We start from the raw sequence: 14811 nt of genomic DNA, 5'->3' as shown, positions 1-14811 counted from the left end.
CAATTGCACGTGGCCTGCAGTTCGGCGTACCTTGTTCCCGCAAGCAGTACCCCTTTCCTTTTTCAGTTGCGTCGCCGGTTATGTCCATGAAGGCTCTCCGAAGACTGCTCCTGCTTGGCCTTGTCCCGCTTTCGGGATGCCATACGGTGCTTATGTCGCCATCCGGCGATCTGGCGTTGCAGCAGCGCGATCTGATCATCAGTTCGCTGATCTTGATGCTGCTGATCGTGGTGCCGGTGATCATCATGGCCTTGGTGTTTGCATGGCGTTACCGGGCATCAAATAAGAAGGCGCGCCACGATCCGGACTGGGATCACTCCACCATGCTGGAGTTGCTGATCTGGTCGGCACCGCTGCTGATCATCATCGCGCTCGGTGCGCTGACCTGGGTCAGCACACACAAGCTCGACCCCTACCGGCCGCTGGATCGCATCGCGGCAGGTAAGCCGATACCTGCAGACGTCAAGCCGCTGGAGGTGGATGTGGTGGCGCTGGACTGGAAGTGGCTATTCATCTACCCCGAGCAGAACATGGCGGTGGTGAATGAACTGGCCGCGCCGGTGGATCGGCCTATCCAATTCAGAATCACTGCCTCGACAGTGATGAACTCGTTCTTTATCCCTGCGCTCGCCGGCCAGATTTACGCCATGCCAGGCATGGAAACCCAGCTGCAGGCCGTGATCAACAAGCCAGGGCAGTTCGACGGTTTTTCGGCGAATTTCAGCGGTGATGGCTTCTCTCATATGAACTTCATCTTCCACGGCCTGAGCGAAAGCGATTTCGCGCAGTGGGTGCAGAAGGTGAAGGCGGGCAGCGGCGAGCTGAGTCGTGATGAATATGTGAAATTGGCGCAGAACAGCGAAAACGTGCCGGTGCATTACTACGACGGCGTGGCGCCTGGGCTGTTCATGGCGATCATGGGCAATTGCGTGCCGGCCGGCAGTGTTTGTGTGGATAACAAATCCGCTGCGCCAAGCGGTGAAGAAGGGGCCATGGGCTCCGGTCATGATTCGAGCGGCATGGCTGCCATGCCCACGGCCCAAACACAGTGAACGGGTGTCCATGATGTTTCAGAGCCTGTTTTCACATGCCAAGCACCCCGCATTGCGCCTGAGTGGCCGTCAGGTGGCAGTGCGCGGCTTGGCCATACAGCGACGAGTATGGCGCTGCGCCACGCGCTGCCACCTGACGGCCACTCAGACACAATGCGGGGCGCTTGGCACATGAAAGCAGGCTCTTATCCCGACTTTACCCAGCTGATCTTCGGTCGCCTGACATGGCATGACTTCCTGCCCGAGCCCATCGTGGTGGGGACGTTCATTGTGGTGGCGCTGGGTGGGCTCGCCGTGGTCGCCATCATCACCAAATACAAACTTTGGGGATATCTCTGGCACGAATGGTTCACCAGCATCGATCACAAGAAGATCGGCATCATGTACATCATCCTGGGTCTGGTGATGTTGCTGCGCGGGTTCGCCGACGCGGTCATGATGCGTGCGCAGCAGGCGATCTCGTTCGGCCACTCGGTAGGCTATCTGCCGCCGGATCACTACGACCAGATCTTTACCGCGCATGGCGTGATCATGATCTTCTTCGTCGCCATGCCGCTGGTGACGGGCATCATGAATTTCGTGATGCCGTTGCAAATCGGCGCGCGCGATGTGGCGTTTCCCTTTCTCAATAATTTCAGCTACTGGATGACGGTGGCTGGTGCAGTGTTGGTGATGATGTCGCTGTTCATCGGCGAATTCGCGCGCACGGGCTGGCTGGCCTATCCGCCGCTGTCCGGCATCGTGTCGAGTCCCGATGCGGGCGTGGATTACTACATCTGGGCCTTGCAGATCGCCGGTGTGGGCACGCTGTTATCCGGTGTCAATTTGCTCACTACCATCATCAAAATGCGTGCGCCCGGCATGACCTTGATGCGCATGCCGATCTTCACCTGGACCGCGCTGTGCACCAATGTGCTGATCGTGGCGGCCTTTCCGGTGCTGACGGCAGCGCTCGCGCTACTGGCGCTGGATCGTTACGCACACACCAACTTCTTCACCACCGTACTGGGCGGCAACGCCATGATGTACGTGAACCTGATCTGGATCTGGGGCCATCCGGAGGTCTACATCCTGATCCTGCCGGCCTTCGGTATTTTCTCCGAGGTGACGTCCACCTTCTCGCACAAGCGCCTGTTCGGCTATGCATCCATGGTGTATGCGACGGTGGTGATCACGGTGCTGGCTTATCTGGTGTGGCTGCATCACTTCTTCACGATGGGGTCGGGTGCGAGCGTCAATTCGTTCTTCGGCATCACCACGATGATCATTTCGATTCCGACCGGGGCGAAGATCTTCAACTGGCTGTTCACCATGTTCCGCGGCCGGATCACTTTCGAAGTGCCGATGTTGTGGACGGTGGGCTTTATTGTCACCTTTGCCATTGGCGGTATGACGGGTGTGCTGCTTGCGGTGCCGCCGGCAGACTTCTCCCTGCACAACAGCCTGTTCCTGGTCGCGCACTTCCATAACGTGATCATCGGCGGTGTGCTGTTCGGTCTGTTCGCGGGCATCAATTACTGGTTCCCCAAGGCATTCGGCTTCAAACTCGATCCGTTCTGGGGCAAATGCTCGTTCTGGTTCTGGCTGATCGGTTTCTATTTCGCCTTCATGCCACTTTATGTGCTCGGCCTGATGGGCGTGACACGGCGACTCAGCCACTTCGACGATCCATCGCTGCAGATCTGGTTCGGGATTGCGGCCTTCGGCGCATTCTTGATTCTGCTTGGCATCATGTGCATGCTGATCCAGTTTGCGGTCAGCTTCATGCGGCGCGAGCAATTGCGCGACAACACCGGTGATCCCTGGAACGGGCGCACGCTCGAATGGTCCACCTCTTCGCCGCCGCCGAAGTACAACTTCGCCTTCACCCCGCTGATCCATGACAACGATGCGTGGTGGCAGATGAAGCAGCATCACTACCAGCGGCCGCTGGGTGGTTTCCGGCCGATCCACATGCCGAAGAATACGGGCGCGGGCATCATCCTGGCCGGCATCAGCACCGTGTTCGGCTTCGCCATGATCTGGTACATGTGGCCGTTGGCCATCATCTCGTTCGTGGCGTTGCTCGCCACTGCCATCGCGCACACGTTCAATTACCACCGCGATTACTACATCTCGGCCGAAGAAGTGGCGCAGGTCGAAGCAACCCGCACGGAGCTGCTGGCCCATGTCTGACACGACGATGACCATGAGCGGCTCGCCGGAGCCCCTGAAATTCCATGTGGAAGGCGATCATCACGTCGAGAACGGCACGTTGCTCGGCTTCTGGCTTTATCTGATGAGCGACTGCCTCATCTTCGCCTGCCTGTTTGCGGCCTACGGCGTGCTGGGTCGCGATTACGCGGGCGGCCCATCCGCCGCACAGGTGCTGGAGTTGCCGGTGGTGGCGATGAATACAACGCTGCTGCTGCTCTCTTCGATTACCTACGGCTTCGCCGTGCTGGAAATGCAACTGAACCGACGCGGGCCGATGATGGCGTGGTTGGTGATCACGGGTTTGCTTGGCGCAGGTTTTATTGCGTTGGAGCTGACCGAGTTCGCGCATCTGATCTCGATCGGTGCGGGACCGTGGCGGAGCGCTTTCTTGTCCTCGTTCTTCACCCTGGTCGGTACGCACGGTTTGCACGTGACCTGTGGCCTCATCTGGATGATCGTGCTGCTGGTGCAGGTCGGCAAGAAAGGGCTGATCCCTGCCAATAAGCGTCGCTTGATGTGCCTGTCCATGTTCTGGCACTTCCTGGACGTGGTGTGGGTGGGCGTATTCAGCTTCGTCTATCTGATGGGAGTGCTGCCATGAGCGAGCATGCCGAGACGCAGCACGATCACGACGAACATGACGAACACGATGGTGTCAGTGGGGTTCACGCCACGCTGAAGGGTTATCTCACCGGCTTCGGGCTTGCGGCGCTGTTGACCTTGCTGCCGTTCTCGCTGGTGATGAGCGGGGCATTTGCCAAGTCAGGTCCGGCCGATGCGTTGATCCTGTTTCTGGCGGCGATCCAGATCGTGGTGCACATGATCTACTTTCTGCACATGAACACGAAGTCGGAAGGCGGCTGGAACATGCTGGCGCTGGTCTTCACCATCGTGCTGGTGGTGATTACCTTGAGCGGTTCGATCTGGATCATGTTCCATCTCAACAACAACATGATGCCGTCGATGATGCCGGACCCGCGTAATTTGCCTTGAATGGCGTAGACGCGGGGTTGGGTTAGCCTCGGACCAGGTTCGAGGTAGCCCAACCAGTGGGTGGCTCATGCGATCATTGCGGCATGCCGTCCATCTCTACTTCTACCGAAGACACCGCGCGCGGTCCCCGTGGCCCTCTTGCTCTCACCCTGCTGGCTTTGTTCGGCATCTGCCTGTTCGTCGGCTTCATCGAGCTCGGCAATTGGCAGGTTCGGCGTTTGGCCTGGAAGCGCGATCTGATCGCGCACGTGGATCAACGTGTGCACGCACCGCCGGTCGCGCCGCCGACTCCCGATCAATGGTCGAAGGTGAATGCGGAGGATGACGAATATCGGCATGTGCGCGTCACCGGTGCATTTCTTCACGATCGCCAGACCCTGATCTGGGCTGCTTCCGACGAAGGCAGCGGTTACTTCGTGGTGACGCCGCTGCGTATGGCGGATGGTTCCATTGTGCTGGTCAATCGCGGTTTTGCGCCCGAGAGCTGGTGTGGACGCAATGGCCATTGCGCAGCGGGACCAGGCGATCAGGTGACGGTGACCGGCTTGTTGCGCATGTCTGAGCCATCCACGCTTTTCCGTCGCAACGATCCGGCGCATAACAGCTGGTACACGCGTGATGTGCCAGCCATCGCGACAGCACGCGGCCTCACTCATGTCGCGCCTTATTTCATCGATCAGGACGCTACACCTGTCGTGTCAGGGTCTTCTGCGCATGCATGGCCGGAAGGCGGCACCACGGTCATCAACTTCCCGAACAATCACCTCAGTTACCTGATCACCTGGTATCTGATGGCTTTGTTGACGCTGGTCGCTGGCGTCTATGTCGGTTACGACGAATACAAGCTTCGCCGCTCTTCCAGGTAAGCGGGAGCAGCTTGGATCAGGAAGGCATGCTGCCAAAGAAGGTCTTGCTGAACATGGTGCTCAATACCGATTCGGCCGCTGAGTCAGGCAACTCGTTGGGCATGGTCATGCTGAAATAGAGCATGCCATCCATCAGGGCGATGGTGCCCAGTGCGTAATCAGCCGCCGGGCCCGGCAGTGACATGTTCATGCGCTTGCAGAATTGCTCGATGAAGTACGCAATCATGTCGCGCTTTTCCAGGCACGATGCGTTCATGCGCTGGCGGAATTTTGTATCGCGCAGCGCGTGCAGGCGTGCTTCGGCCCAGACGATATAGTTGCTGTCGTCGCGATAGCACTGGGTGTAGAACAGGGCGAGCTGCTTTTGCAGATCTTCAACGGAGAGGTCGGCTTCCAGTAGTTTCTGCAGCTCTGCCTGCAAGTTCTGTTGGTCGAGCCAGAGCAGTTCGATGAACAGATCGGTTTTGCTCTTGAAGTTCGAATAGAACGCGCCGCGGGTATAGCCGGCGTGGGCAACGATGTCTTCCACACTGGTCGCGGCCAGCCCTTTTTTGGCAATGAGTACCCCCGCTGCATCGAGCAGGCGCAGGCGGGTCTGTTCGCGGCTTTCTTCGCGGGTCAATCGTTTGCGTGGCATGTCTCATGCTACCACGTCTCATGGCACATGTATTTCAATACGCATTTGAATTCAGATACAACTATGTATTAGAGTTTGATGCCGTATTTATGGCGTGGCATGGATCCAGGTCCGCCGCGACCGCTGAAAGCCCCCGCCTATCCCCAGGAGTGGTCCGTGATCGACCCAGAATTCCGCTCGCCTCAAAGGCTTGGCCGGCTGTTGCCGTGCCTCTTGGCCGTTTCCGTTCTGCTGCTGGCTGGCTGTGGCCGGAAAGCGCCGGAGGCCGAAACGGCTACCCCAGTCATTGCCCTGCCGGTGCAGGCCGCCGACGGCGCCACCGCTGGCCGATTCCCCGGCGACGTGCATGCCCGCTATGAAATGCCGCTGTCGTTCCGGGTGGGTGGGCAGCTCAGCGCCCGCTACGTCAATCCCGGCGATGTCGTGAAGAAGGGACAGGCGCTGGCGCAACTGGATCCTGCCGATACGAACAACCAACTGGCGGCTGCCAAGGCGGCGCTGGAGGCTGCGGAGCACCGCCTGTTGTTCGCTACCCAGCAGCGGGATCGCGACGAAGCCCAGTTCAAGCAGAACCTGATCAGTCAGCTTCAACTGCAGCAGACCCAGGACACCTACGCTTCCTCACTGGCGGGTCGCGATCAAGCTAAGCAGCAATACGAATTGGCGCAGAACCAGTCGCGCTATACCACCCTGGTGGCCGATCACGATGGTGCGATCACCAGCCGGCAAGCCGATGTCGGGCAGGTGCTGACGGCAGGGCAGGAGGTGTTCGGCTTCGCGTGGTCGGGCGAACGCGAGGTTTACCTGGATGTGCCGGAAAGCCGGATTGACGGCATCACCGTCGGGCAGCAGGCGAAGGTCACGCTGCCGGCGTTGCCCAATCACGTCTTCGCAGCGCACGTACGTGAAGTCGCACCGGCGGCGGACGCGCAGTCGCGCACCTATCTGGTCAAGTTGACGATCGACCAACCAAGCGATGCGCTGCAGTTGGGCATGACGGCGGATGCGTCCCTGCAAGCCAACAAGCCAGTCGCACCTGGCATCGATATCCCAGCCACTGCGTTGTTCCACCAGGGCGAACACCCGGCTGTGTGGGTGGTGCGTCCGGCGGATGCCACGCTTGAATTGCGCCCTGTGACGATCATGCGTTACGGCGAACGCGATGTGCTGATCAGCGATGGCTTGAAAGCGGGCGAACGCGTGGTCATGCAAGGCGTGCACACGGTATCGGCTGGCGAAAAAGTCGCGCCGATCGCGCCGCCTCATCCTGAGGATGCGCCGCAATGAGCAGCGGAGAACGTTTCAATCTCTCAGCCTGGACCCTGCGCCACCAATCCCTGGTGTTTTTCCTGATGGGGATGATCGCGCTGTTCGGCTTGCTGTCGTACAAGAACCTGTCGCAGTCCGAAGATCCGCCGTTCACGTTCAAAGTGATGGTGATCCAGACCTTCTGGCCGGGCGCGACCGCGCAGCAGGTGCAGGAAGAGGTCACCGATCGGATTTCGCGCAAGTTGCAGGAGACGCCCTCGATCGATTTCCTGCGCAGTTATTCGCGCCCGGGTGAATCATTGATCTTCTTCAATATCAAGGATTCCGCACCGTCTTCGATCGTGCCGGAAACCTGGTATCAGGTGCGCAAGAAAGTCGGTGACATCGCCTCGCAATTGCCGCAAGGCGTGCAAGGCCCGTTCTTCAATGACGAGTTCGGCGACGTCTACACCAACATCTACGCGCTGGAAGGCGACGGCTACACGCCTGCACAACTGCACGACTACGCCGATCAGCTGCGTGCCGAACTGCTGCGCGTACCGGGTGTGGGTAAGGTCGATTATTTTGGCGACCAGAACCAGCACATCTATATCGACATTCCGAACGTGCAGCTGGCCAAGCTCGGCATCAGTCCGCAACAGATCGGGCAGGCTATCGACGAACAGAATGCGGTGGCTTCGACCGGTGTGTTGACCACTGGCGACGATCGGGTTTTCGTGCGGCCAAGCGGTCAGTACGACGACATGAAGACCCTGGCCGACACGCTGCTGCACATCAACGGCAAGAACATCCGTCTGGGTGATATCGCCACGATTCGGCGCGGCTACGATGATCCGCCGACGCAAGTCATGCGCTTCATGGGCAAGCAGGTGCTGGGTATCGGCGTCACCATGCAGCCCGGCGGCGATGTGGTTCAACTCGGCAAGGCGTTGGAGCAGGCGACCACGACCTTGCAGAAGCGCTTGCCCGCGGGGTTGACCTTGTCGGAAGTCACCAGCATGCCGCGTGCGGTATCGCATTCGGTCGATGACTTCCTCGAATCGGTGGCGGAAGCCGTGGCAATCGTGCTCCTGGTGAGCTTGCTTAGCCTCGGTGCGCGCACCGGCATGGTGGTGGTGATCTCGATACCGTTCGTGCTGGCGGCCACCGCGTTGTGCATGGATATCTTCGGCATCGGGCTGCACAAGGTCTCGCTGGGTACGTTGGTGCTCGCGCTGGGCTTATTGGTGGACGACGCCATCATCGCGATCGAGATGATGTCGGTGAAGCTTGAACAAGGCTGGGGCAGGACGAAGGCGGCTGCTTTTGCCTATACCAGCACCGCTTTTCCGATGCTTACAGGCACACTGGTGACGGTATCGGGCTTTCTGCCGATTGCTTTGGCCAAGTCGGGCACGGGTGAATACACGCGCTCGATTTTCGAGGTCTCTGCGATTGCCTTGCTGGTGTCCTGGCTGGCTGCGGTGATTGTGATTCCGCTGCTGGGTTATCACATGCTGCCGGAACATCATGAGCGCGGGAAGCCGGGACAGGAGTGGTGGGCGCGCTTCCTGCCTCGGCAATGGAATGAGGCACGTGCAGCGAAAGCCGCGCAGCTGGTGCATAACGGCGATGAGATCGAAATTTACGACACCACCTTCTATCGCCGATTCCGCGGTTGGCTGGATTTCTGTTTGCGCAACCGCTGGTTGGTATTGGTCTCGACAGTGGTGCTGTTTGTGATCGCGCTGGCCGGCTTTGCCCTGGTACCCAAGCAATTCTTCCCGAGTTCGGATCGGCCAGAACTGTTGGTCGACCTGCGCTTGCCGGAGGGTGCATCGTTCGCCGCCACGCTGCGTGAGACCAAGCGTTTCGAAGCGGCGATCCAGGGGCGCAAGGAGATCGCCAACTACGTCAGTTTCGTGGGCAGTGGTGCGCCGCGCTTCTACCTGCCGCTGGATCAGCAGCTTGCGCAGCCCAATTTCGCGCAGTTCGTGATCACCGCTAAGGACGTGAAGCAACGTGAACAGCTTGCGACCTATTTGGACGGTGAACTGAAGCGTGATTTCACTGCCGTCAGAAGCCGTGTCAGCCGCCTGGAAAACGGCCCGCCGGTTGGCTTCCCGGTGCAATTCCGCGTCGATGGCGATGACATTGCCACGGTGCGCGGCATCGCGGAGCAGGTGGCTGCCGTGATGCGCGCCGATCCGAACACGACCAACGTACAGTTCGATTGGGACGAGCCGGCCGAGCGCTCGGTGCGCTTCGACGTGGATCAGGTCAAGGCACGCCAACTCGGCATCAGCTCGCAGGACATCGCCAATTTCCTCGCCATGAACTTGTCTGGCACCACGGTCACGCAGTATCGCGAACGCGATAAATTGATTGCCGTGGATCTGCGCAGCACGAACGGTGACCGTGTTCACCCGGATCAGATCGAACGCCTGGCGATACCTTCATCCAATGGCACAGCGATTCCGCTGGCGCAACTTGGGCATGTCACCTATGGCCTAGAGTACGGCGTGATCTGGGAACGCGATCGCCAGCCGTCGATCACCGTGCAATCGGATACGCGAAATGGTGCGCAAGGTCTGGATGTGACCAATGCCATCGATGCCAAGCTGGCTGACATCCGAAGTCATCTGCCGGTGGGTTATCGCGTCGAAGTCGGCGGTTCGGTAGAGCAGAACGAGAAGGCGCAAAGCTCCATCAATGCACAGATGCCGCTGATGGTGATCGCGGTGCTGACGCTGTTGATGATCCAGCTGCAAAGCATCGGCCGTACGTTCATGGTGGTGCTGACGGCACCGCTGGGATTGATCGGCGTGATCGGTGCGCTGCTGTTATTCCATCAGCCGTTCGGTTTCGTCGCGATGCTGGGCACGATTGCGATGTTCGGCATCATCATGCGTAACTCGGTGATCCTGGTGGATCAGATCGAGCAGGATATCCGAGCGGGTCATCCACGCTGGGAAGCGATCATCGGGGCCACGGTGCGGCGCTTCAGGCCGATCACGCTGACCGCTGCTGCTGCCGTGCTCGCACTGATTCCGCTGTTGCGCAGCAACTTCTTCGGACCTATGGCTACCGCCTTGATGGGTGGGATTACCGTGGCGACCGTGCTCACCCTGTTCTATCTGCCGGCGCTCTACGCGGCATGGTTCCGTGTGCGTGCTGACGAGCCCACGACACAACCGGAGGTCGCCGCATGATTCGCGCCACCATCACTCAACCCATGCGCGTGGCAACATGGTTCGCCGCACTATGGCTGGCCGGCTGTGCGTTTGCTCCGCCCGCTAAGCCACCCGCACCACCGTCACCGCAACACTATGCAGTACAGCCAACGTCCGTTGACAGCGCCAAGGCTGACGGCGTGACCCAGCATTTCAGTCTCGGCGCGCGTGCGGTGCCGGAATGGTGGCGTTTGTACGGCAGCGATACGTTGAACGCCTGGGTGGAAGAAGGATTGCGCAACAATCCTTCGCTGGCGGCGACCAAGCACACGCTAGAGGCAGCACATCAATACTTGCGCGCGCAAGTCGGTGCCAACATGTTGCCGACGCTAGACGCACAGACACAGACAAGCCGGCAGAAAGCGATAGGTTTTCCCGATTTCGGCCCGCCGACGAATCTCTATGACATCTACGCCGGCCAGCTTTCGCTGAGCTACAACTTCGACCTGTTCGGTGCAACACGTCACGGTATAGAGCAGACGGCTGCGCAAGTGGATCAGCAGTCCTATCAGTTCGATGCGGCGAAGCGTGCGCTGGCAGCGAATATCGTGATTGCAGCGATCAATGCGGCATCACTGGCCGAGCAACTGAGCACTAGTGAACGGTTGTCCGTGCTCGCGCACCAGCAGGCGGATCTGACCGAGCGTGCCTATAAGCTGGGCGCGGCGTCGCATGATGATTTGCTGTCGGTGCAGCAGCAGGCAGCGAGTGTGGATACCTCCATTCCCGGCTTGCGCGCGCAAGCCGAGCGTGCACGTCACGCGCTGGCCGTGTTGATGGGCCGTACACCGGATCAGGCGCCAACCAACCTCACACTGGCCGAACTGCATTTGCCGACGGATGTACCGGTCAGCGTGCCATCGGAGCTATTGCAGCAGCGGCCAGATGTGCTCGCGGCAGAGGCGGCGGTGCATGCGGCTTCGGCGCAGGTGGGTGTCGCGACAGCCAATCTGTTTCCCCATATCTCGCTATCGGCCTCGTTGGGCACCGCGGCGTTCAAGCCGGCCGACGTATTTACGGCAGCCGGCTCGGTCTGGAGCGTGGGCGTGGGATTGACCCAGCCCATCTTTCACGGCGGCGCCCTGATGGCTCAGCGCAAAGCTGCCATCGCAAGCTACAACGCAGCGCTGGCGCAATACCAACAGGCGGTGCTGAACGCCTTCCAGAATGTCGCCGATACCCTGACCGCGCTGGATCAGGATGCGCTCACCCTGCAGGCCGCCAGCAGCCAGGCGACCACGGCAGGGCTGGCGTTCGCGGACACCGATGCCCGTTATCGACTGGGATCGGTGTCCTATCCGGAAACCGTGCTCAGCGAGCAGCATCTGCAGAGCGCGAAACTGACGGAAATCCAGGCCCGTGCCGCGCGGATGACCGATACAGCGGCTCTTTTCCAGGCGATGGGGACGCCGCCCGTAGCGTCCGCGCGTTAGCTCGATTTGCTTCCCTCTCTTCCTTTTGGGGAGAGGGAAGGGAAAGGCATTTCAAAATTCAGCACCTGAAACGTCCTAGGAGCACAAGTTGAACGTCTCTTGGGTCGAATGCCTTGAACAAGCGAAACAATCCCCCCGCCGGTGTCCTGGGTATCGGCATCGAAGCTTTCCTTCCCCCGGGCAGCTATGTTCCGGATAGGTCGCGCCCCGGCCGTGCGCCGTCGTTCGTCGAAAAGAGCCTTGCTGTTGCCGCGAAGTGGTATGCCGGCGTGGCGGGTGCTGTACAAGCCAGCCAGCCTGGTCTCTTGTTGTCCTCACTGCGTCAACGCGGGGATTGGAGTGGGCGCTGGTACAAGCGCAGCGCGACGGGGCTGAAGTACCTCGCGCGCGCCGCCTGCATGCCCTTGCGGCACGGGCGGTTCCTCTCATTCGTTGACGAGTATGCGTCGATGCGCGTCTATCGGCAGCGTGATCCGCGCTTGTTGGAACGGCATATGCACCGTTTCGTCAATGCGCATTGGCATCGCCGCCAGCGTCTGGATTATCTCAACCAGCACTACCGCTTTGCGCTGACGCATCTGCCCAGTGGTTTGTTCGACCTGGTGTATGCGCTCGGGCACGCCAGTCTGGGAAGCCTGACGGCCAAGGACGGCTCCTTGTTGACCCTGTGCATGCGGCCGCCGATCTTCAAAGGCTGCGAAGGGGAACTGTGCCTGCAGCTTTGCGATGGCAACGAAGACCCGCTGTACAGCATCGTGTTCACGGTCTCCGATCGAGACGCCTCGATCATGATCGGATGCCTGCAAGGGCCGCGCGGCAAAAACGCCAAAGAAGTGGTGCGCGAGCTGACGCGCATGATGCACGGCATGCGTCCGAAGCAGTTGATGCTGTCGTTGGTGTATGCATTTGCGCGCTACTACGGCATCACCAGGCTGCTGGCGATCAGCAATGACGCGCATCCGCTGCGCCACACCGGTCGCCCGCTGCATTCCGACTACGATGCGTTCTGGCAGGAACAGCACGGCACGCTGGCCGAGGACGGCTGGTACGCCCTGCCGCCGGCACAGAACCACAAGTCCGAAGCGGAGGTGGCCAGCCATCACCGTTCCGCCTTCCGTCGACGCGAGGCATTGCGCCGTCAGGCCGAACAATTGTTGATCAATGCACTGGAGCAGCCTGTCCTGAGGCTACCGGAACACCGGCCGCAAGCGCTTCGCGCTACGGCTGGCCGGCCGTCGCCAGAGTACCGGGCTGAAGCGTCTTGGGTAAGCTAGAGACCCCGGCCCTTATGGCTATGAGCACAGTGACGCTAACCGTGCACGTGGACGAGATTGAGCGGCTGTTTCGCGAGCATAACCGCGCGCTGGTCGCCTTCCTGCAGTGTCGGCTGAACTCGCTTTCCGACGCGCAGGAAGTCGCCCAGGAGGCCTACCTGCGCGTTTTGACGATGGACAACCGCGAAGCGGTGGATTCCCTGCGCAGCTACCTGTTCAAAGTGGCCGGGAACCTGGCCATCGACCGGCTGCGCAAGCGCAAGGTGCGCAGCGATTTTGCCGCGGCGCAAAACAATGACGAACCGGTCGGCGAAGCCACGCCGGTTCATCACGCCATGGCGGTGGAGCAGGTGGCCGGTTTGCGCAGTGCCTTGCGCAAATTGCCCGCCAAGGCCAGCCAGGCTTTCGTAATGCATGTGATTGAAGGGCGCGATTTTGGATCCGTCGCGCAGACCATGAACCTCAGTGAGCGCATGGTGCGCTACCACGTCGCCAACGCGCTGGCTCATTGCCGCGCTTGGATCGACGAAAAGGAGACGCCGTGATGGCTAAGAGCCTGTTTTCATATGCCAAGCACCCCGCGCCGGGAGCTGTTTGCGCGCAAGACCAGGAGGAGCGAGGGCGCGTATGTCGATACGTAACCGAGCGAGGACGCAGGATTGCGGGCAAACAGACCCGGCCCTTCGGGTTGCGTCTGAGTGGCCGCCATGCGAAAGCGCGTGGCTTGGCCATACAGCGAGTATGGCGCTGCGCCACACGCTTCCACCTGACGACCACTCAGACGCAACGCGGGGTACTTGGCATATGAAAACAGGCTCTAAAACCAACCCTGATGATATGTTGCACGTCGCCGCCGATTGGTGGGTGCGTTTGCGTGCGCAGGATGCGACGGACGATACCGTTGACCAGTGGCTGGCCTGGACGCTCGAAGATCCGCGCCACCTGGCCACCTTCGAACGCATCAATGCGTTCGCCGCAAAGCTGGGATCGCTCGACACGGTGTCACGCCAGAGCCTGATAAAGGCTTTCACCAAGCCTGCCGCGCCGGTCTGGCGCTGGATGCCGCTGGCTGCAGCGGCATCCGTGGCGGTGGTGGCGTTGTCGGGCGCCGTCTTCTTTGCCTGGACGCATCTGACACCCAGCATCAGCACACAGGTTTACAACAGCGCCATCGCCCAAAACCGCAATTTCACCTTGCCAGACGGTACGCAGGTGGCACTGGGCGGGGCGTCGACGATGACCACGCAGTTCAGCAAGGATCAGCGCAGCATCGAGCTGAAGAATGGCGAGGCCTTCTTCCAGGTGGTGCATGACCAGAGCCGTCCATTTACGGTCGCCGCTGGCGATATTTCGATACGTGATATCGGTACTGCCTTTGACGTCCGCCGCACGGGTGAGCGGGTGACCATCGCCGTGACACAGGGTCGCGTGGAGATCACGGACATGACCCGGAAGCCGGGTGAAAGCCGCGCCGGTACGCTGGAGGTCTCCGCCGGCCAGTTGGTGTCCTACGATCCGGGCAGCTCAGGCATGACCGTCGGCAGTATCTCTCCGGAGCAGGCGACGGCCTGGCGCAATGACCGGCTGGAATTCATCGACGAGCCGCTCAGCGTGGTGATTGCCAATCTGAACCGCTACAGCACCCGTCCGCTGTATATCGCGGACGGCGACCTCGACAAGCTCAGCTACACCGGCAGCATCCGTACCGATGCCATTGATAGCTGGCTGGGCGCGTTGCCGCAGGTATTTCCCCTGCGCGTCAGCCAGCAGGCCAGCCAGGTCATTCTTTCCGACTCGGCGCATCCGGTGCACAGGTAGAGGCCAGCCTATCCTCCTTCTGCGTGACCCGCGGCGGGAGGATGGGCGTAAAAAGCATAAA

Annotated in this window: 12 protein-coding genes; 11 read left to right on the top strand and 1 reads right to left on the bottom strand. The window is 60.3% G+C overall.

Annotated features, from left to right (window positions below; all coding sequences use genetic code 11):
* The first annotated feature begins 80 nt into the window (after positions 1-80).
* From cyoA to ISN74_RS16925, 5 genes are all read left to right on the top strand, one after another.
* A complete protein-coding gene (gene cyoA, locus ISN74_RS16945) occupies positions 81-1052 on the top strand; it encodes a ubiquinol oxidase subunit II (RefSeq protein ID WP_268235712.1) in 972 nt (323 codons plus the stop codon).
* Between the two features lie 171 nt (positions 1053-1223).
* Positions 1224-3227, top strand: coding sequence for a cytochrome o ubiquinol oxidase subunit I (gene cyoB, locus ISN74_RS16940; protein WP_188800334.1), 2004 nt, complete (start codon positions 1224-1226; stop codon positions 3225-3227).
* Positions 3220-3849, top strand: a complete 630-nt coding sequence (gene cyoC / locus ISN74_RS16935; RefSeq protein WP_188800333.1) for a cytochrome o ubiquinol oxidase subunit III — start codon at positions 3220-3222, stop codon at positions 3847-3849. Before cyoB ends, cyoC begins: the two co-directional genes overlap by 8 nt.
* Positions 3846-4241, top strand: coding sequence for a cytochrome o ubiquinol oxidase subunit IV (gene cyoD / locus ISN74_RS16930; protein WP_188800332.1), 396 nt, complete (start codon positions 3846-3848; stop codon positions 4239-4241). Before cyoC ends, cyoD begins: the two co-directional genes overlap by 4 nt.
* A gap of 83 nt (positions 4242-4324) precedes the next feature.
* Positions 4325-5107 carry an SURF1 family protein gene (locus tag ISN74_RS16925; RefSeq protein ID WP_188800331.1) on the top strand — a complete coding sequence of 261 codons (783 nt, stop codon included), beginning with the start codon at positions 4325-4327 and terminating at the stop codon, positions 5105-5107.
* Positions 5108-5123: 16 nt separating this feature from the next.
* On the opposite strand, the gene ISN74_RS16920 is transcribed toward ISN74_RS16925, so the two are convergent.
* The gene (locus ISN74_RS16920) at positions 5124-5744 is read right to left on the bottom strand and encodes a TetR/AcrR family transcriptional regulator (protein ID WP_188800330.1); all 621 of its coding nucleotides are present in this window, start codon (positions 5742-5744) and stop codon (positions 5124-5126) included.
* Positions 5745-5900: 156 nt separating this feature from the next.
* Here ISN74_RS16920 and ISN74_RS16915 point away from each other — a divergent pair, with 156 nt between their 5' ends.
* From ISN74_RS16915 to ISN74_RS16890, 6 genes are all read left to right on the top strand, one after another.
* Positions 5901-7031: an efflux RND transporter periplasmic adaptor subunit gene (locus ISN74_RS16915; RefSeq protein WP_229679334.1), complete on the top strand. Its 1131-nt coding sequence runs from the start codon at positions 5901-5903 to the stop codon at positions 7029-7031.
* Positions 7028-10204: an efflux RND transporter permease subunit gene (locus ISN74_RS16910; RefSeq protein ID WP_188800329.1), complete on the top strand. Its 3177-nt coding sequence runs from the start codon at positions 7028-7030 to the stop codon at positions 10202-10204. Before ISN74_RS16915 ends, ISN74_RS16910 begins: the two co-directional genes overlap by 4 nt.
* On the top strand, positions 10201-11658 hold the full coding sequence (locus tag ISN74_RS16905; RefSeq protein WP_229679333.1) for an efflux transporter outer membrane subunit: 1458 nt from the start codon (positions 10201-10203) through the stop codon (positions 11656-11658). The genes ISN74_RS16910 and ISN74_RS16905 overlap by 4 nt, the downstream gene beginning before the upstream one ends.
* A gap of 113 nt (positions 11659-11771) precedes the next feature.
* The gene (locus ISN74_RS16900) at positions 11772-12932 is read left to right on the top strand and encodes a VirK/YbjX family protein (protein ID WP_188800328.1); all 1161 of its coding nucleotides are present in this window, start codon (positions 11772-11774) and stop codon (positions 12930-12932) included.
* A gap of 47 nt (positions 12933-12979) precedes the next feature.
* Entirely contained in the window at positions 12980-13477 is a 498-nt protein-coding gene (locus ISN74_RS16895) for an RNA polymerase sigma factor (protein ID WP_229679331.1), read from the top strand.
* 259 nt (positions 13478-13736) lie between these two features.
* Positions 13737-14750 carry a FecR family protein gene (locus tag ISN74_RS16890; RefSeq protein WP_188800326.1) on the top strand — a complete coding sequence of 338 codons (1014 nt, stop codon included), beginning with the start codon at positions 13737-13739 and terminating at the stop codon, positions 14748-14750.
* The last annotated feature ends 61 nt before the right edge of the window (positions 14751-14811 follow it).

It is taken from the genome of Dyella caseinilytica, assembly GCF_016865235.1.
GTDB lineage: Bacteria > Pseudomonadota > Gammaproteobacteria > Xanthomonadales > Rhodanobacteraceae > Dyella_B > Dyella_B caseinilytica.
Note: the sequence above shows the minus strand (reverse complement) of the source record. Positions and strands in the feature narration are given on the sequence as shown.